Source organism: Streptomyces sp. PA03-5A (assembly GCF_033792725.1).
In the GTDB taxonomy this organism is placed as follows: Bacteria; Actinomycetota; Actinomycetes; order Streptomycetales; family Streptomycetaceae; genus Actinacidiphila.
In genome coordinates this window covers 126,796-144,172 of the sequence record NZ_JARAVL010000002.1, presented here as the reverse complement: position 1 = coordinate 144,172, position 17,377 = coordinate 126,796, and the positions used below count along the sequence as shown (strand labels likewise).

At 72.0% G+C, this 17,377-nt stretch carries 16 protein-coding genes; 7 read left to right on the top strand and 9 right to left on the bottom strand.

Annotated features, from left to right (window positions below; genetic code table 11):
* Nucleotides 1-208 precede the first annotated feature (208 nt).
* Nucleotides 209-997, bottom strand: a complete 789-nt coding sequence (locus PV410_RS03225) for an aminoglycoside phosphotransferase (protein WP_500322164.1) — start codon at nucleotides 995-997, stop codon at nucleotides 209-211.
* A gap of 305 nt (nucleotides 998-1,302) precedes the next feature.
* On the opposite strand from PV410_RS03225, the gene PV410_RS03220 reads away from it, so the two are divergent.
* Together PV410_RS03220 and PV410_RS03215 are read left to right on the top strand one after the other, a co-directional pair.
* Complete coding sequence (locus PV410_RS03220; RefSeq protein ID WP_500322163.1) at nucleotides 1,303-2,316, top strand: DUF1259 domain-containing protein; 1,014 nt, start codon at nucleotides 1,303-1,305, stop codon at nucleotides 2,314-2,316.
* Between the two features lie 132 nt (nucleotides 2,317-2,448).
* Complete coding sequence (locus tag PV410_RS03215) at nucleotides 2,449-2,769, top strand: hypothetical protein (protein ID WP_500322162.1); 321 nt, start codon at nucleotides 2,449-2,451, stop codon at nucleotides 2,767-2,769.
* A gap of 76 nt (nucleotides 2,770-2,845) precedes the next feature.
* On the opposite strand, the gene PV410_RS03210 is transcribed toward PV410_RS03215, so the two are convergent.
* The 5 genes from PV410_RS03210 to PV410_RS03190 form a co-directional block, all read right to left on the bottom strand.
* On the bottom strand, nucleotides 2,846-4,042 hold the full coding sequence (locus tag PV410_RS03210) for an NAD(P)/FAD-dependent oxidoreductase (RefSeq protein ID WP_500322160.1): 1,197 nt from the start codon (nucleotides 4,040-4,042) through the stop codon (nucleotides 2,846-2,848).
* Nucleotides 4,043-4,140: 98 nt separating this feature from the next.
* The gene (gene sigJ, locus PV410_RS03205) at nucleotides 4,141-5,094 is read right to left on the bottom strand and encodes an RNA polymerase sigma factor SigJ (RefSeq protein ID WP_500322159.1); all 954 of its coding nucleotides are present in this window, start codon (nucleotides 5,092-5,094) and stop codon (nucleotides 4,141-4,143) included.
* Between the two features lie 33 nt (nucleotides 5,095-5,127).
* Nucleotides 5,128-5,532: a RidA family protein gene (locus PV410_RS03200; protein WP_500322158.1), complete on the bottom strand. Its 405-nt coding sequence runs from the start codon at nucleotides 5,530-5,532 to the stop codon at nucleotides 5,128-5,130.
* A gap of 186 nt (nucleotides 5,533-5,718) precedes the next feature.
* Nucleotides 5,719-6,006: a hypothetical protein gene (locus tag PV410_RS03195; protein WP_500322157.1), complete on the bottom strand. Its 288-nt coding sequence runs from the start codon at nucleotides 6,004-6,006 to the stop codon at nucleotides 5,719-5,721.
* 693 nt (nucleotides 6,007-6,699) lie between these two features.
* Nucleotides 6,700-8,874, bottom strand: coding sequence for a phosphocholine-specific phospholipase C (locus PV410_RS03190; protein ID WP_500322155.1), 2,175 nt, complete (start codon nucleotides 8,872-8,874; stop codon nucleotides 6,700-6,702).
* 281 nt (nucleotides 8,875-9,155) lie between these two features.
* On the opposite strand from PV410_RS03190, the gene PV410_RS03185 reads away from it, so the two are divergent.
* Nucleotides 9,156-9,671 (top strand): VOC family protein, encoded by a 516-nt coding sequence (locus PV410_RS03185; RefSeq protein ID WP_500322154.1) that lies wholly within the window; start codon nucleotides 9,156-9,158, stop codon nucleotides 9,669-9,671.
* 163 nt (nucleotides 9,672-9,834) lie between these two features.
* On the opposite strand, the gene PV410_RS03180 is transcribed toward PV410_RS03185, so the two are convergent.
* From PV410_RS03180 to PV410_RS03170, 3 genes are all read right to left on the bottom strand, one after another.
* Nucleotides 9,835-10,905, bottom strand: coding sequence for a COG1470 family protein (locus PV410_RS03180; protein WP_500322152.1), 1,071 nt, complete (start codon nucleotides 10,903-10,905; stop codon nucleotides 9,835-9,837).
* A 71-nt stretch (nucleotides 10,906-10,976) separates the two neighbouring features.
* The gene (locus tag PV410_RS03175) at nucleotides 10,977-12,902 is read right to left on the bottom strand and encodes a purple acid phosphatase family protein (RefSeq protein WP_500322151.1); all 1,926 of its coding nucleotides are present in this window, start codon (nucleotides 12,900-12,902) and stop codon (nucleotides 10,977-10,979) included.
* A 130-nt stretch (nucleotides 12,903-13,032) separates the two neighbouring features.
* Nucleotides 13,033-14,241 (bottom strand): HupE/UreJ family protein, encoded by a 1,209-nt coding sequence (locus tag PV410_RS03170; RefSeq protein ID WP_500322149.1) that lies wholly within the window; start codon nucleotides 14,239-14,241, stop codon nucleotides 13,033-13,035.
* A gap of 173 nt (nucleotides 14,242-14,414) precedes the next feature.
* Here PV410_RS03170 and PV410_RS03165 point away from each other — a divergent pair, with 173 nt between their 5' ends.
* The 4 genes from PV410_RS03165 (at nucleotide 14,415) to PV410_RS03150 (ending at nucleotide 17,331) form a co-directional block, all read left to right on the top strand.
* Nucleotides 14,415-15,092: a type 1 periplasmic-binding domain-containing protein gene (locus tag PV410_RS03165; RefSeq protein ID WP_500322147.1), complete on the top strand. Its 678-nt coding sequence runs from the start codon at nucleotides 14,415-14,417 to the stop codon at nucleotides 15,090-15,092.
* A gap of 8 nt (nucleotides 15,093-15,100) precedes the next feature.
* Nucleotides 15,101-15,607, top strand: a complete 507-nt coding sequence (locus PV410_RS03160; protein WP_500322145.1) for a hypothetical protein — start codon at nucleotides 15,101-15,103, stop codon at nucleotides 15,605-15,607.
* Between the two features lie 264 nt (nucleotides 15,608-15,871).
* Nucleotides 15,872-16,396: a toxin-antitoxin system HicB family antitoxin gene (locus PV410_RS03155; RefSeq protein ID WP_500322143.1), complete on the top strand. Its 525-nt coding sequence runs from the start codon at nucleotides 15,872-15,874 to the stop codon at nucleotides 16,394-16,396.
* Nucleotides 16,397-16,488: 92 nt separating this feature from the next.
* Nucleotides 16,489-17,331 carry a DUF4097 family beta strand repeat-containing protein gene (locus PV410_RS03150; protein ID WP_499511657.1) on the top strand — a complete coding sequence of 281 codons (843 nt, stop codon included), beginning with the start codon at nucleotides 16,489-16,491 and terminating at the stop codon, nucleotides 17,329-17,331.
* Nucleotides 17,332-17,377 lie beyond the last annotated feature (46 nt).

Below are 17,377 nucleotides of genomic sequence, written 5' to 3'. Positions count from 1 at the left end.
GGGCCGCGCTGATCGGGGTTGCTGACGGCGTGCCGCGAAGTCGGGCATGGCAGGTGACCGATCCGCCCGACCCGTGCGGCGGGTGGAGGAACGGACCCTCATGCCGCCGGCGAGGTGGCCGGGACATGCCGCGGTCACATCAACGCGGCTGCTGGCGGCGGGGGTTCACATCGGTTCCTGGGCACTGCGCACGGCAACCGCGGCTCGGTCAGCCGCATCGGTGCCGGTGCCACGCCGCGGCCGCGGTCTGCATCGTGGCCGTCCACTCGTTCGGGGAGTCGCCGGCGATCTCGTCCCAGAGCCGGTGCTGCGCTCGCGCGAACGCGTCGCGCCCGGGTGCCGGGGCGGCGGGGAACGCGGGGTGCTCGGCCGACAACTGCTCGGCCTGCTCGGGAGAGTGGCCAGAGGCGATGAGCCAGATGGCCCACAGGGCGGGGTCGATCCACCCGGCGCCTCGGGCGGCCCAGGCCCAGTCGACGAGCCGGGCCCGTCCGGCGATGAGGACGTGGTGCGGGTTCCAGTCGGTGTGGAGCAGCCGGTCCCCGGTGAACAGCCCGGCGTCGTCGCCGGCGTGGGCCCGCAAGCGGTCCGGCATGGTCCTGAGCGGCAGGTCGGGCAGCGGCAGGGCCGCGAGGGTGCGCATCGCATCGGCGACGAGAGCCAGGTGGGCTGAGCCGGGGGCGTAGTCGGCGTGGGGACCGTCGAGGTCCTCGAAGCCGAGGAGGTCCCAGCCCGCCCACCGGGTGTGCCAGAGGAGGGCCGGAGCCAGCGGCGTGACGTGCGGGGCGATGGCCGCTTCGCGTTCCTGCGTCCAGGCCCGTGGATGCCCGAGCCTCAGTCCCTTGACGAAGACGGCGCCCGTCGCCGTATGGATACGGGCCGCGACTTCCGAATTGAGGCCCGTCGGGACCGACTCGGCTTCCAGCACGGGCCCGGTGTGCTCCTCGATGAGGGCCAAGGCGTCGGCGGGGACCTCGGTGAAGCGGTGCCTCGGCATGGTCGGAGGGTCCCAGAACGGGCCGGAGGGGGGCCACGTCGTGCACACGGCACGGCTTCCCTCGGTAACGGTCCGTGGCAGGGTTCGCTGGCCCGGGCCCGCTGTACTGCGCCGGCCGGCCGAGCATGCGGAGCGTCGTGGCGCAGTTGGGGGGCCGCCAGGCGTGGCCGGGGCGGGCGTACGGGCTCCGTCGGCGGGCCTGCTCACCCGTTTGCCGACGGGCGCTTCACCCACCTGGCCGCAGTGCTGGCGGTGCTGGGGTCTGTCCGTGGCTCGTCGTGCTTCCATCCCGTCAGGAGGCACACATGATGCGTGAGGACCGACAGCAGGACACCCACCCGCAGGCGGGTGCGTCACGGCGGCATCTGCTCGCCGCGGCCACTCTGGCGCCGATGCTGGGCGGGGCGATCTCCGCGTGCGCGCCAACCGGAACGTCGAAACAGCACAACCACCCGTCGGTCATGCCCGTGCGCACCGCTCTGACGGACTGGAAGGACGTGTCCGTCGCGCTCGGGCGGACGGGCGACATCAGGCGCGAGTTCATGTACCACACGGGTCTGCCGCGCCGGGACCTCAAGGTGGTCTCGCAGGGCGTCACCGTCAAACCGGGGCTCGCCCTGGGCTCGCACGTGTCCTTCGTCCGCTACGCCGACGGGAACACGCTGCTGATGGGCGACGTGGTGGTCACCGAGAAGGAGATGCAGTCGTTCGCCGACGTGCTGCACGAGCGCAAGATCGAGCAGACGGCGATCCACAAGCACCTGCTCTCGCAGGACCCGGAGATCTGGTGGGTCCACGTCCACGCGCACGGCAAGGACCCCGTGGCCATCGCCACGGGACTGCGTGCGGCGCTCGACCGGACCGGCGCCCCGCCGCCGGGGCGGCCGGACCACACCGTGCCGCGCAAGCTCGACATGGACGTCGCCACCATCGACAAGGTGATGGGCATCAAGGGCGGCATCGACGACGGGGTCTACAAGAACACCTTCGTGCGCCGGGAGACCATCACCGACGCCGGTATGGTCCTGCCGCCGGGCCTCGGATCCACCAGTGCGATCAACTACCAGCCGCTGGGCAACGGCCGCGCCGCGGTCAGCGGCGACTGCGCCATGATCGCCAGCGAGGTCCAGGACGTCCTGGCGGCCCTCAGGCGTGCCGGGTGCCAACTCGTGGAGCTGCACAACCACGGGCTGACGGACGAACCGCGGCTCTTCTTCGTCCACTTCTGGGCCGTCGGTGACGCGGTCAAGCTCGCCAAGGGGATCCGGAAGGCGTTGGACGCCACCAACGTCAAGGGGATGGCGGTGGAGATCGGCTGACGCCCGGCCGGCAGCGGGTACGGGAGGCCCGACCGCCGCTCCGCGCGGGAAGTCCGTTGCGGCTGCGGCGGTCGGCTCCGCCCGCCTTCGTTGTACCGTCTCCACGGACGATCACGGGGAGGGGCGACGGGGATGACCAGACGGTGGTACACCGCCCTGGGCGTGAATCTGCTGCTGGGGATCCCGGGAGTGGTGCCGATGTGGATGCTCTGGTACCTCGCCGCGAACTGGCCGCTCGCCGACCTGGGTCTGACCGTGCGGGAGCCGACGGAGAACGACGGCATCCTGCCCGGGCTGCTGCTCTTCGGGCCCGTCGTGCTCCTCTACGCCGTGCTCTGGTGGGTGGCCAACCGGCCCCTCGCCGTCCGGACGGCGCTGTCCGCACGCACCTACTGGCTGCTCAGCGTCCTGGGCACGTTGCTGCCGACGGCGGCGCTGATCGCCAACTCCTGATCCGCCGGCCGCACGCAGCCCCGCAGTCCCGCCGCGGGGCGGCTCCCCCGCGGCGGGACGGCGCGTGCGGTGCGGGTCAGGCAGGCGTCCGGACCGCGGGTCCGGACGGGGCGGGCCGGGGGATGACGCGGCGACGGCGGGTGGGGAGGCCCATCGTCGGGTTGGCGACGCCCCAGGCGGCGCCCTTGCAGACCAGTTCCTTGTAGAGGGCGGCGAGCCGTCCGGTCAGGGCCGCGCTGACCGCACGGTCGTCGGCGGTGACGTACTGGATCAGGCCCTCCTTGCGGCCGAGCGAGATGCACTGGTTGAAGTACCGCAGTGGGGTGTTGGGGAGCTTGCCGCCGGTCAGGCGGGCCGCGATGGCGTCGGCGGCCTGCCAGGCGGTGGGGATGCCCGAGGCGCACGACATCCGCAGCGGCTTGTCGCCGGGGCCCATCGCCAGGGCGGCGTCGCCGATGGCGTAGACGTCCGGGTGGGAGACCGAGCGCATGGTGCCGTCGACCACGATCCGGCCGGTGCCGGTCGTCTCCAGGGTGGTGGCCCCGGCGATCGGGTGGACGGCGAAGCCGGTGGTCCACACGGTGACCGCGGCCGGGATGGAGGTGCCGTCGGCGGTGGTGACGTGGTCGGCCGCCACGGCGGTGACGGTGGTGTGCTCGTGCACGGTGATGCCGAGCCGGTCGACGACCTTGCGCAGGTGCCGGGCGCCCTTGCCGGAGAGCCAGTCGCCGAGGCCGCCGTGGGCGGCGAGGGCGACGGCGAGGTCCGGGCGGGCCTCGGCGATCTCGGTCGCGGCCTCCAGGCCGGTGAGGCCGCCGCCGACCACGAGCACGGGCCGTCCGGCGTCCAGGGCGGCCAGGCGCTCGCGCACCCGCAGTGCCCCGGGGCGGCCGGCGATCTCGTGGGCGTGCTCGGCGGCGCCGGGGACGCCCTGGTCCTTCCAGCCGCTGCCGAGGGCGTAGACGAGGGTGTCGTAGGTCAGTTCCCCGGCGCCGTCCGCGCCGTGGACGGCGACGGTCCTGCGGTCGGGGTCGATGCCGGTGACCTTCGCCGCCTTCAGTTCGACGCCGGTGCCCGCGAACATCTCGCCGAGGGGCCGGGTGGTGAGGTCCTGGCCGGTCGCGAGCTGGTGCATCCGGACGCGCTCGACGAAGTCGGGCTCCGCGTTGACGAGGGTGATGGCGACGTCCTCGCGGTGCAGCCGCCTGGCGAGGCGCCCGGCGGCGCTGGCTCCGGTGTATCCGGCTCCGAGGACGACGATGCGGTGCTGCATGTCCTGGCTCCTGTCTTCTCTCCAGCGGGTTCGCCCCTTGAACCGGGCGGGCCGCCGTTTCCTGACAGGAACGCGATGTGAAGCACGTCACACCGGGGTCAGAAGGCGTGGAGCAGAGGTTCCCCGTGGTCGCCGGCCGCCCATCGCCCGGTCGCGCGCCGGAGCTTGTCGGGGTTGACCTGGTTGCGTACGGCGGCGATGCCCTCGGCGGTGACCTCCAGGCACATGACGCCGACGACCCGGCCGTCGACGACCGCCACGAGGGCGGGGCCGCCGTTGGCGGTCGTCGCGTGGATCTCGGCCGAGCCGCCGACCAGGGCACGCTTGGCCGTGCCGGGCTTGAACAGGCCCCGCAGGAACTTCGCGACGGCGAGCGCTCCTTCGAACGCCTTCGCGCGGGCCGGGACCTTCCCGCCGCCGTCGCCGACCGCGACGACGTCCTGGGTGAGCAGCCGCACGAGCGGCTCGGTCCGGCCGCTGGTGGCGGCCGCAAGGAACTCCTCGACGACCCGCCGGGTGGCCGCCTCGTCGACCTCGGTACCGGCCTTGCGGGCCTTGCCGTCCGCGATGTGCTTCCTGGCGCGGTGGTGGATCTGCTGGCTGGCGGCCTCGGTGATGTCGAGGATCCCGGCGATCTCGCGGTGCGGGTAGTCGAAGGCCTCCCGCAGCACGTACACCGCGCGCTCGTTGGGGCTGAGGCGCTCCAGCAGGACGAGGACCGCGTACGAGACGGATTCGCGCTGTTCGGCGGTGTCGGCCGGGCCGAGCATCGGGTCACCGGCGAGCAGCGGTTCGGGGAGCCACTGGCCCACGTAGGTCTCGCGCCGGGCCCGGGCCGAGGTCAGCTGGTTGAGGCACAGGTTGGTGAGCACCTTGGTCAGCCACGCCTCGGGGACGTCGATGCGGTCGACGTCGACGGCCTGCCAGCGCAGGAAGGTCTCCTGCACGGCGTCCTCGGCCTCGCTCGCGGAGCCGAGGAGCCGGTAGGCGACGGCCTCCAGGCGCGGCCTGGAGGCCTCGAACCGGTCCACGTCGTGCAGGGTCAGGGCCATGGCCCGGATCCTAGCCCCGCGTCCGGTGTCCGGTCAGTGGGTGATGTCGAGGCGGACGACCGCGCCGATCTCCACGAGCTGGTCGGGCAGGGCCAGGTCGGACACGCCCATGACGGTGCTGGTGGGGCGGTGGTCGCCGCAGTAGGCGGCGTACAGGCGGGCGGCGGTGTCGAAGTGGTCGCGCAGGCCCCTGACCAGGACGGTAGTCTCGACGATCTGGTCGCGGCCGGCGCCGAAGTGCTCCAGCACGCGGTCGAGGTTGTCGAGGGTCGTGCTCATCTGGAGCTCGAAGTCGCCGGTCCCGATGAAGGTTCCGGCGCTGTCGTGGGACAACTGCCCCGAGATGTAGAGCGTGTCGCCGGCCTGTACGGCCTGGCTGTACCCGTAGAGCGATTCCCACGGCATGCCGAAGTTGAATTCCCTGGACCGGACGGTCACGGTGCTCTCCTCGTCGTCGACTGGACCGGCCCCACGTGGACGGGGGCCGACAGCTGAGACCGGAGCCGTCGTGGGGGTGTGACAGGAGCGGGGCGAGGGCGGCCCGCCGGCCGGAAGTCCCGCGGCGGTTCGCCACGGGACTTCCGGCCGGTCGGGGTGTGCCGCGGTCGGTGGGGCGGGGAGCCCTCAGCGGAACGGGAAGTACCCGCCGAAGCCGCCGACGGGGACGGCCACGGGGACGACGACGACGGGGACGAAACCGCCGTAGAAGTTGTTGCCGTAGAACCCGTTGCCGCGGAAGCCGCCGATGCCGCCGAAGCCACCGCCGCCCTGGACGTAGCTGGTCGGGGCCGTCTGGAGGGCTGAGGTCGTGATCTGTGGTGCCGCGTCGGCGGTGCCCGCCGCGACGACGGCGAGCAACGGTGCCGCCAGCGCTGCGGCGACAGTCCGGCGGACGGTGATGTTTGCACGCATGTCAATCTCCTTCGTACGTGAAGATTGGTGGACAACGGCCGTGCCATTTCCGACCGTCGTCGAACCGGCTTCGTGTGCCTGGAGCCGGTAGGACGAGGGCCACGTGACCCACGCGTTCTCGCTCACCGGGCAGGGACGCCGTGATGCAAGGCGGCAAACGCCGAGGACATGACCGTGACACGGGTGGGGCCCGTAGTCAAAAGAAAGCGCCGCGGCGCAGCGCCGCGGCGGGCGCTTCTTCGCAGGTCAGGGGCTATGCGAGGGCGCTGTGGGAAATCTTCCGGGCGCCGGGGGCGGGCGTTCACCCACCGGCGGCCCTTGGCCAGGACCCGGGGGTCACGGTCACCCTCCGTCGCCGGCGGTCCGGACCGCGCCCGGCCGCGTCACACGATCGCCGGGTCCGCCTCCTCGCGCAGCGTCCAGGAGGGGCCGCCCGGGAGGGCCGTACCCGCTTCTCCGGTCCCGCGCAACGGGAGGACGTCCACCGGGGCCGGCCCCGGCGCCGCCGACGTGGGGGCCCGGCTGGACCTCGACGCGCCGACGGGCACGCCACCCGGCACCTACACGGCTGTCCTGACGCTCACCGTCATCTGACCGCGGCCGGGACGCCGGGCACGGACGCGGCCGCGGCCGGGCACGGGCGACGGCGGTCGCCCGTCCCCGGCCGTTCAGGTCAGGTCAGGTCAGGTCAGGTCAGCCGGTGACGCTGGCCCGGCCGGTCTCCAGGTGGCCGGTGAAGCGCTGCGACCAGGTGCGGTCGCAGTCGGCCGTGACGGTGACGTCGTACCAGCCGTCGCTGACCTCCAGCGGGTTGACCGTCCACGCCTCCTTGCCGTGCGGGGCGACCCGCACCTTCGTGGGGGCGCCGTGGATGTAGTGGTTGTGCGTGACGGTGAACGTCACCGGCTTGCGGCCGTCGTTGCGCAGCCACAGCTTGAGCTTCGGGTGGGCGGTCGCCCTGCCGTCGTGGTAGCGGGCCTCGACGACGAGGTCCTTGCCGGCGCCGGCGGTGTCGCCGGTGAAGCGGCGCAGGAACCGGTTGGGGCCCGTGACCGTCAGGTCGTAGGCGGTGTCGCCGGCGGTGGAGCCGACGGGGCCGGTGCCGGTGACCCGCGCGCCCGCGGGGACGGTGTACTGGCCGGGGAACGCGGCCGGGTACGCGGCCAGCGAGGGGAACCCGCCGAGGTTGTTGTGGACGGAGAAGTGGCTCGCCTTGGTGGCGAAGGGGGCCTCGTTGCCGAGCTCCAGCTCGACCGCGCCGTCGGCGAAGCCGGTCAGGTTGGCGCTGGGCTGGTACGGCAGCGGGCGGGCCCGCTTGGTGCCCTTCTCCTGCGTGGGCATCGCGTTGTCGCCGGGCAGCGGGGTGTACCGGGTCTCGGGGACGAGCGGACCGGTGTCGGGCAGGTGGGGCAGCCCGTAGACGGGGGAGGCGAAGTCGAGGGCGCTGGTGAGGTCGCCGCACACCTCGCGCCGCCAGTCGCTGATGTTGGGGCAGATGGCAGGCGTGCCGAGGCCGGTGGTCCACTTCTCCAGGAACTGGATGACCGAGGTGTGGTCGGAGACCTCCGAGGTCACCCAGCCGCCGCGGGTCCAGGGCGAGATGAGCAGCAGCGGCACGCGGAAGCCGAGGCCGACCGGGAGGGGCTCGGTGACGCCGTACTGGCCCATGGTGCCGGAGACGAACTCGTCGGCCTCCCCGGGGGCGGGGACGGGCGGCGGGACGTGGTCGAACTGGCCGTCGTTCTCGTCGTAGTTGACGATCACCAGCGTCGAGTCGAAGACGTCCGGGTCGGCGTGGAGGGCCTCCAGGACGCCGCGCAGGAAGTACCCGCCGTTGCTGGGCGCGGTGACCGGGTGCTCGGAGAAGAACTGGTTGTTGACGACCCAGCTGACCTGCGGCAGCGTGCCGCCCAGCACGTCCGCGCGGATCGCGGCGCTGATGTTGTCGGCGTTGCCCGCGAGGCCGGTGACCGGCTCGGGGACGTCCTTGACGCCGTTGTCGTAATAGACGTTGCCGGGGGCGGCCTGACCTCCCTGGGTGGGGTCGAGCCTGGCGAAGGTGCCGAAGTACTCCAGCCCGTTGTCGCCGTAGTCGTCGGCGCACTGGTAGACGCGCCAGCTGACGCCGGCCTCCTGGAGCGTCTCGGCGTAGGACTCCCAGGGCAGGAACCTGCCACGCTCGTCGCCGCCGTCGTTGGCGGTGAAGTCGCCGTGCTTCTTGTCGGCGTTGATGGTGCCGCCCCACAGGTAGGTGCGGTTCGGGCCGGTCGCGCTGAGCACGGAGCAGTGGTAGGCGTCGCCGACGGTGTAGGTGTCGGCGAGGGCGTAGTGGAAGGGCAGGTCCTTGCGGTCCAGGTAGCCGAGGGTGGTGGGACCGCCCTTGGCGTAGTACCAGCCGTTCATGAGGCCGCCGTACCAGGCGCCGTGCTGGTCGGTCCAGCCATGGCTGGTGCCGCCGTAGTTGGCGGCGCCGAGCTCGGCGCTCGGCGGGGTCGGGCCGCTCCAGGACTTCGCGCCGCTCAGCCGCCACGGGTACTGGGTCTCGGCGCCCTCCGTCGGCGTCTTGGGCTGCTGCCACACGGAGCCGCCGCCGGGCAGCTGGATCGTCGCGCGGTCGCCGAAGCCGCGTACGCCCCTGAGGGCACCGAAGTAGTGGTCGAAACTGCGGTTCTCCTGCATGATCACGACGACGTGCTTGATGTCGCGGATGTCGCCGTGCGCGTGGCCGTGGCCGTGGCCGCGCGGGACGGGCCCGGCCTGGGCGGGGGTCGCGGCGGCGCTCACGCCGGGCAGCGTGGCGCCGATGGCGGCCGCGCCGGCGACGGTCGCGGCGGTGCCGAGGAAGTCTCTCCGGGACACTGAGGACATGGCTCAAAACCTCCGGTTGGGAGATACAACTACCTGGAGACCTTGATCCTGCGTCCTTGCCCACAGGTGTCGGGAACCGGGCGCGGACATGGACGGGCCGAGGCGCCCGCCCCCCTGCCGCTCGGCCTGCCGGAAGCCGGGACCCCTTCCCGAATCCTTGACGTGTCAAATAAATGCCTCTATGTTTGCTTGACACGTCAAGCGATGATGGGAGCAGGGCGGGCCCAATACCGTCGCCCCGGGGCCCGTCCGCGCCGCCCCCAGGATGAGGAGTCACGACCATGGCACAGCCGCACGGCGAGGAGCTGCAGGCGATCCTGGAGCGCCAGGCGGAACTGAGGGACCGTTATCTCCTCCCGGCCGAGGAACGCCCGGCACCCACCACCCAGGGGGTCCACCACGCCGCGTTCATCGCCCGGGACGTCGAGGAGACCATCCTCTTCTACCGGGACGTACTGGGGCTTCCGCTGGTGGACCTGATCGAGAACCGCGACTACCGCGGATCGACCCACTTCTTCTTCGACATGGGCGGCGAGAACATGCTCGCCTTCTTCGACTTCCCGGGCCACCCCCACCCCGACTACGCGGAGACGGTGGGCGGCGGCCACCACGTCGCCCTCGCGGTCACGCAGGAGGCCTACGACATGGTCAAGGCCCGCCTCGACGAGCGGGGCCTGCCGTACGCGTCCTTCCCCACCGAGGTCGCGGACAGCATGTTCCTGGCCGACCCCAACGGGCTCAGGATCGAGCTCATCACGGAGCGGAAGGGCTACGCGCTCGGGGAGTACATCCTCTGACGCGGCGGGCCCCTCCCGCACGGGTGCCGGGCGTCGACCGAACGGGCGGAAGACCACCCGGCGGCCGTCGGCCCGGCTCCGGCGCGTCTTCGGGTCCTGGCGGCGGGGCGGGAGGCCTCATGGCCCCGGGGCCCCGCCGTCCTCGCGGACTGACGGCCCGGGGTCAGCCCTTCTGCGTCTCCTTGTCGCGGAGCGCCTTCTCCACGGCGTCCCGGACGCGGGTGTCCTCGCGCTGCTTGCGCCGCGTGCGGCCGCGGCGGGTGAGGACGATCGCGGCGGCGACGGCCGCGGCGAGGAGGACGATCAGCAGGACCAGCACCCAGGGCACGGCCCAGCCGTGGGCGGTGGCCTCGACCGGGTCCAGCGGGGTGATCGAGCCCGACGCGTCGGTGAGCATCGGGGTGAGGGTGGCGGTCGCGGTGAGGCGGACGGCGGGTGCGACGCCGTGGACGGGCACCTTCACCTTCCAGCTCTCGCCGGGGAGCAGCTCCGGCGGCGCGGGGATGTCGCCGGCCTTCGCCCGCAGCCATCCGAACGGGCCGGCCACCGAGACGGACTGGCGGGCCGACAGCATCGCGTTGCCGGTGTTGTGGATCGTGTACGTGACGGTGGCGTCGCCCGAGGCGAAGGGGCCGGCCGGGCCGTCGTAGTCGAGGTGGAGGTCCTCGACGGCGAGCTTCGGCTTGAGCTCCCCGCTGACCCGCAGCTTGACCCGGATGCCCAGGCGCCGGTCCACGTTGATGCCCTGGGCCTCGTCGGACTGCTTGAGCGAGGTCAGGATGCCGCCCACGTAGTCGCCGGGGGTGGCGTTGTCCGGAACGGTGACGGTGAAGGGGATCTCGGCGGTCTTGCCGGGCTTGATCTCGACGCTGTCGCGGTCGGCGTGGACCCAGGCGCCGATCCCGACGGACTTCTTGTCCTTGGTGAGCAGGTCGAGCTGCCCGGTGTCGGTGGTGTAGCCGTCGGCGGCGTAGAGCGCGAGCCGCAGCGCGGAGGTGCTGCGGTTGGCCACGACCATGGCGTCCTTGACCTGTCCGCCGGGGTTCGCGGTGTAGCTGTAGCTGGACCGGTCGTTGCCGAACCCGTTCGCGGCCGTCCTGACCGTCCAGGTGACGTCGCCGTCGGCCGCACGGGCGGGGCCGGCGTGGAGGCCCACGAGGGCGAGGGCCGCGAGCAGGACCAGGACGGCGGTGCGGGCGAGGGGCGTCGTGCGGCGCGGTGCGGACGGGTGCATGTCGGGGTTCTCCTGGAGCGGGAGGCGGGGCAGGCACCGACGGTGCCTGCCCCGCCGTCAAACGGGTACGGTCAGCTGCTCAGCGCAGTGATCGTGAGGGTGGCGCGGTAGCCGCCCTTCTCGACGCTGTCCGGGATCTTCAGATCCAGGTCGGCGCCGAGCTTGGCGGAACCCCGCGGGTGGCCCTGCTCGGCGGAGCCGAGGCCACGCGAGACGGACAGGCCCTGGCCGTGGTCGTCGTAACCGGAGGCCACCGGGTCACCGGCCGCGGCACCGGCGCCGCCGTCCAGGACGTACGGCGTCCAGCCGAGGTAGGAGCCGGAGAACGTCTTGTCGGCGTCCTTGAAGTCGCCCACGTTGGCCGAGATCGACCACGGGGCGAGCGAACGGCGGCTGTCGGAGACGAGGATCGGGTTGATCTTGCCGCCCGCGACGAAGTGGTCGCCGTTCTGCTCCTTGGCGGTACCGAGGTCCACCAGGCCGTTGTAGCCGTCGATCGTCCAGCCGAACTCACCCGGAGCCGGGTTGGGGACGTTGACCTGCAGGTCCTGCTTGTCCCCGTGGTACGGGTGCACCGTGACGTCGTCGACGTGCGAACCGACCGGCTGGTCGGCGCCGTTGGCGGCGCTGCGGACGTTCTCGACGACGAGCTTGTCGTTGCGCACCTGGACCTTGACGTAGGTGCGGACGTGCTCCTGGTTCTGGACCGAGTTGTACCAGTAGTTGTCCGGGTTCAGCGGGTCGGCGCCGTTGCCCGCGCCGCTGGTGCCGCTGCTGTCCGGCTTGGTGATGTCGTAGTACTTCGAGCCCGAGGCGGAGTTGGCCGTCACGTAGAGGACGCCGCCGGGACCCGGGTACACGTCGGAGGCACCAGGCTGCTCGGCCGGGTTCTCCTTCTCACCGTTCTTGATCAGGTAGCTGCGGGAGTAGCTGTGGTCGTGGCCCTGCAGGACCAGGTCCACGCCGAGCTTGGAGAACGTGGTCGGGAAGTCCTGACGACGCTGCTTGTTGTCGCCGTCCTTGGCGTGCGAGGCCGGCGAGTAGATCGCGTGGTGGTAGACGAGGACCTTCCACTTGGCCTCGTTGCCGTGCTTGTTGATGACGTCGGTCACGTAGTTGACGTGCGCCGCGTCACCGCCGCCGTTGGCGGAGTTGTAGCTGTTGCTGTTCAGGTCGATGAACAGCACGTCCTTGTAGATGTACCAGTAGTCACCGCCCGACTTGGTGCCCGCGGGGTTCCCGTTGTCGTAGTACGGGGCCGAGCGGTCGGTGTTCGGGGTGGTGAAGTGCTGCTCGTAGGCCTTGCCGCCGACGTCGTGGTTGCCGATGGTGGCGGCCCACGGGTACTGGCGCAGTCCGTCGGGGGCGAGGAAGGAGTTCCACTGGGACTCGGTGTTGGCCGTCTCGACCTGGTCACCGCCCGACACCAGGATCTCGGCGTTCGGGTTGGCCCGCAGCGAGACGTCGACCGTGTCCTGCCAGCCGGCCTGGTCGGCGGCCAGGTTGCCGGACGCGCCGATCTGCGGGTCGCCGTAGAACAGGAAGTCGTACTCGCCCTCGAAGTCCTGCGTCTTGAAGGAGTACGTGGAGGACCAGTTGCCCTCGCTGCCGACGCGGTAGGAGTACTGGGTGTTCTCCTTCAGGCCGGTGATCGTCGCGTGGCGGTTGTAGCCGCCGCTGGAGGCGATGTTCGCCGCGCCGATGGCGTCGAAGGTGGCGGCACCGGCCGGGAACTGGCCGTCGGCCACCTGCGCGGTCGGCGCGAGCTGGATCTGCTGCGCCGTGTCGGCGGAGGAGTACCAGGTCACGGTGCGCTGGGCCTCGTTGGCGCCGACACCGAGGACGATGCCGCTGAGGGTGGCGGTGTCGGCGGCGGACGCCGAGGTGACCAGCCCGTTGCCAAGGGCAACCGTCAGGCCGAGGAACGCCGCGGTGGCCCCGGTGGCCACACGGCGCCGCGCGGACCCGGAGGTCCGCGAGGAGTTGCTCGATCTCATTTTTGTCTTTTCCTTCTGTGCACGAATCGTGTGCATCGAGTGGAGACCCCCACGCTCACCTCGGCAGGTAAAGCGAACATAAATGCGAGCCCCGAGATAGTTGAACTTCACACGTGTCCTGGACGTAGTCTCAGAATCCGGACACTCGTTGCACGAACCACACCAGCCCCATGACGGACACCCCCGCGGAAATCGCGCCCGTGGTCCAGAGCCCGGCCCGCGCCGACCGGCGGCGCAGCACCAGCAGCAGCGGGAAGACGACGGCAATGATGGCCAGCTGGACGGCCTCGATGCCGACGTTGAACACCAGCAGGGACCACAGCAGGGTCCACGACCACGCCTCGTCGATCCCCAGCGCGCCCGCGAAGCCGAGGCCGTGCACCAGGCCGAAGCAGAACACCACGCCGAGGCGGGTCCATCCGGCCCGGTCCAGGCTGAAATGCCCCTGCCCGGCGGCCTCGAGGTCGGTCGCGTGGTCACCGCGCCGCCAGATCCGCCACAGGTACCAGCCGGCGACCACGGCGATCGACAGCGCGATGACGGGCTCGACGATGCGCGCGGGCACGTCGACCACGCCCAGCGCGGCGAGCATGAACGTCACCGAGTGCGCCAGGGTGAAGCTGGTGGCCGCCAGCACGATCTCGCGCGGCCGCCGCGATCCGGCGATCAGGGCGAGCAGGAACAGGATGTGGTCGATCCCGGTCAGCAGGTGCTCGGCGCCGAGGCGGAAGAACTCCCAGAACCGCTCGTACCAGGACTGGCCGATGGAGAAGGACGGGTGCTCGGCGTCGAGCGCGGCACTGCCGGAACTGCCGTCGACCGCGTACGTGACGATCGTCTTGGTGCCCTTGACGTAGCCCTCGGAATCGGGGAACAGCCCGCTGCGCACCTCGCGGTCCTCGCCCTGCGGGCAGTTCCAGTCCAGGCGGAGGGTGGCGTACGGCACGCCCTCCCGGCGGCCCATCGTGAAGCCTCCGGCCTGGGCGGGGGTGCAGGCCTTGCCGTCGGAACTCACCGTGAAACGCCCGGTGGCGTACGCGACGGCCGACGTCGCGTGCGCCTCCAGCGCCGCGGCCTGGGCGGTGGCGTCGCCGGCGTCGAACGCGGCGGTCCCTTCGCGGAAGAGGGTGTCGTCGTGCTGGTAGTCGGCGGCGGACACGACGAAGAGGTCGTACTCGAGCTGCAGCGTGGTCCGTATGCGGCCTCCGTCGGCCGGGGCGACGTCCACGTACACGGTCGAGGTGAAGCCGTGCGCGAGCGCGGACTGCTGCCCGAGACCCAGGAAGGCGATCACCGCCGCGGTGATCCCGACGAGGGTGCGGCGGACGCGATGTGACATGTGGCTCCTTCAGGTTGCCACTGCACCGTGCACGTCACGGGTGAACCGGAACCGGCCGGTCGGCGAATCGTGAGAAAACAAGTTCGACAACGGCGCCCCCCCGGATGAGACGACGGGAACGGGATTGCAGGATGGGGGCGGCACCACCTGTCACCACCCGGAGGTCGATCGCCTTGCGCCCCCCGCTTCGCGCCGCTGCCACCCTGGCCGCGGCCGCCGCGCTGCTCACCGGATGCGGCTCCGGCGACGACTGGTCACACCCGCACCCCAGCCCCAGCGCCGTCGGCACCCCGGGCCCCGGGTTCGTCGACCGCGCCGCCCCGCCCGCCCCCGAGGCCACGGCCACCCCGCGCCCCGGCTCCTGGTCCGGGGTCCACCCCTCGGAGGGCTACCGCGTCGTCCTGCTGACCGCGGGCGACGACCGCCCCGCCAAGGCGCTGGCGACCGCGGTCAAGGAGTGGGCCGAGGCCGAGCACGTCGACCTCAGGACGGTCGTCACCGACCACCCCGCCGACCTCCTGTCCGACGTCACCCGGGCCCTCGACATGCATCCGGACCTCATCGTCAGCGCCGGCAACGACCTGATCGACCCCCTCGCCACGGTCACCCCGAACCACCTCTCCCAGCAGTTCCTCGTGGTGGGCGCGGAGTTGGCCGAGCCCACCGCCAACGTCACCGCCGTCGACTGGTCCGGCGCGTCGTTCCGCGGTGAGGGTCTGGGCATGTCCTCGACGTACGACCCCGCCACCTTCACCCCCGCCCGCTGCGCCGCGGCCGTCCGCGCCGGCGTCGCGGCCATCCTGGGCGGTGTGACCGGGATCGTCCTCTGGCTCGACGAGCACGAGGGATAGCGCCCCCGGTGCCCATCCCCTGGCGATCCGCCGACGAGGCCCTGGCCCGGATCCTGCGCCGCCACGGCGCCGCGCCCGGCGCGGTCCACGACGTCGACGCGGCCTGGCAGTCGTTCGCCGAGTTCCTCGCCATCGAGGTCGAGGGCGTCGAGGAGGCCGACGGCGACGGCTTCATCGCCGCATGGGGCCGGTGGGACTGGAACGACGACCTGCCCGCGCTCTCGTTCGGGCGGCTGCTCGCGGTCCACGACACCGGCGGCAACCGCAACGACCCCCACCGGCAACCCGGGTACTGGGAGGTTGAGCTGCAGCTCTGCTGCGCCGAGGATCCGGCGTGGGCCGAACTGGACGACCTGGGCCTCCAGGACACCGGATTCGACCACCACGCCATCGGCGCGCCCAGGACCGCCGCGCTCGCGGAGACGCTCCGCCTGATCCGGTCCTACCCGCAGTTGGCCGCCATGTGGCGGGCCACGCCTGTGCGCAGCACCGTCACCCTGGAGCGCGCGGGCTGATCGCGGGGCGGGCGTACCGGCGGGGTCAGCTCTTGGCGCCACCTGGCACTACCTGGTGGCACCATCTGGCGCCACGTAGCACCATCTGGCGCCACGTAGCACCATCCAGCGCCATCCATGGCACATCGCGCACATGTGGCGTCATCATGGCTCAGGCCACCGTCATCACGTTTCACCAGGTCAGAGCGGCTACACCACAGGGTGGGCACCATGCGGCACCCTTCAGGCTTGCGCATGGCGCCATAGTGGTGCCACTATGACGTCATGGACCTCACCCCGTATGTCGACACCCTCCGCCGTGAACTCGCGGTGGCCGCCGAAGCCGGCGGGGAGGATGCCCGCGAGCTGGCCGAGCGGCTCACCGCTCCGCTGGAGTCGGCGACCCGCCTGACCATGCTCAACGTGCTCTCCGCCGCGATGGACGAGATCACCCGAGAACTCGCCCCCGGCTCGGTCGACGTACGGCTGCGCGGGCTGGACCCCGACTTCGTGGTGACGCTGCCGCCCACCGGCGGCGGCCCCGCGGACCGGGTGGACGCGCCCGTCGAACCGCTCAAGGCCCCGGCCCCCGCCCCGGCCGAGGGCGACGAGGGAGGCACCGCACGCGTCAACCTGCGCCTGCCGGCGCACCTCAAGGCCCGCGCCGAGGAGGCCGCCAACCGCGAGGGCCTGTCGGTCAACGCGTGGCTGGTACGGGCCGTGTCGGCCGCGGTCGACGGCGGCCCGCAGCAGCGTACGACGGAGAAGACCCGCACCATCGGACAGAGCTTCACGGGCTGGGTGCGCTAGCCGGGCCCGCCCGCACCCGCACCCGCTCCACGTCACCCACACCACGTCCCACCAGCGGGGACGACCCCAAGACCCAAGAGGACGGGACAGCCATGCCTTCTTTCGACACCCCCGAACCGATCTCCGTCACCGCCCACGTCGGCGCCGGTTCCATCCGGTTCGCCGCGGGCGACCGCCCCGACACCGTCGTCGAGGTGCTGCCCCGCGACCCGAAGCGGGACAAGGACGTCCGGGCGGCCGGCCAGACCGAGGTCACCTACGCGAACGGCGCCCTCACCGTCAGGACCAAGGAGCGCTACCTCATCGGGCCCAGCGGCGCCGTCGACGTGACGGTCGAACTGCCCACGGGCTCGCGCGTCAACGTGACCGGTTCCTGGACCCAGGTGCTCGGCGAGGGCCGGCTCGGCGAGGTCCGGGTGAAGACCTCGTCCAACGACGTCCGCTTCGACACGACCGGCCCGCTGCAGCTGACCGCCTCCCACGGCTCGATCACCGTCGACCGGATCGAGGGCACGGCCGAGATCACCACCAGTTCCGGCAGCCTGCGCGTCGGCACCCTCGACGGTCCCGCCGTCCTGAAGAACTCGCACGGCACCACGACCGTCGGCGCCGCGCTCGGCGAACTGCGGGTGCGCGGAGCCCACGGCAACGTCGACGTCGAGCGTGCCGAGAGCTCGGTCACGGCCACCGTCGCCCACGGCAACCTGCGCGTCGCCGAGGTCGCCCGCGGCACCGTCCAGCTGGAGACCTCCTACGGCGCCATCGAGGTCGGCGTCCGCGAGGGCACCGCCGCCTGGCTCGACGTCAGCTCCGAGCGCGGGCAGGTCCGCAACACGCTCACCGCGTCCGGGACCCCGGAGGCGACCGAGGACACCGTCGAGGTCCACGCCCGGACCCGCTGGGGCAACATCGACATCCGCCGTGCCCGGGTCTGAGCACCACGACCCCGACCCGCGCCGGCCCCCACCCACTTCAGCCTTC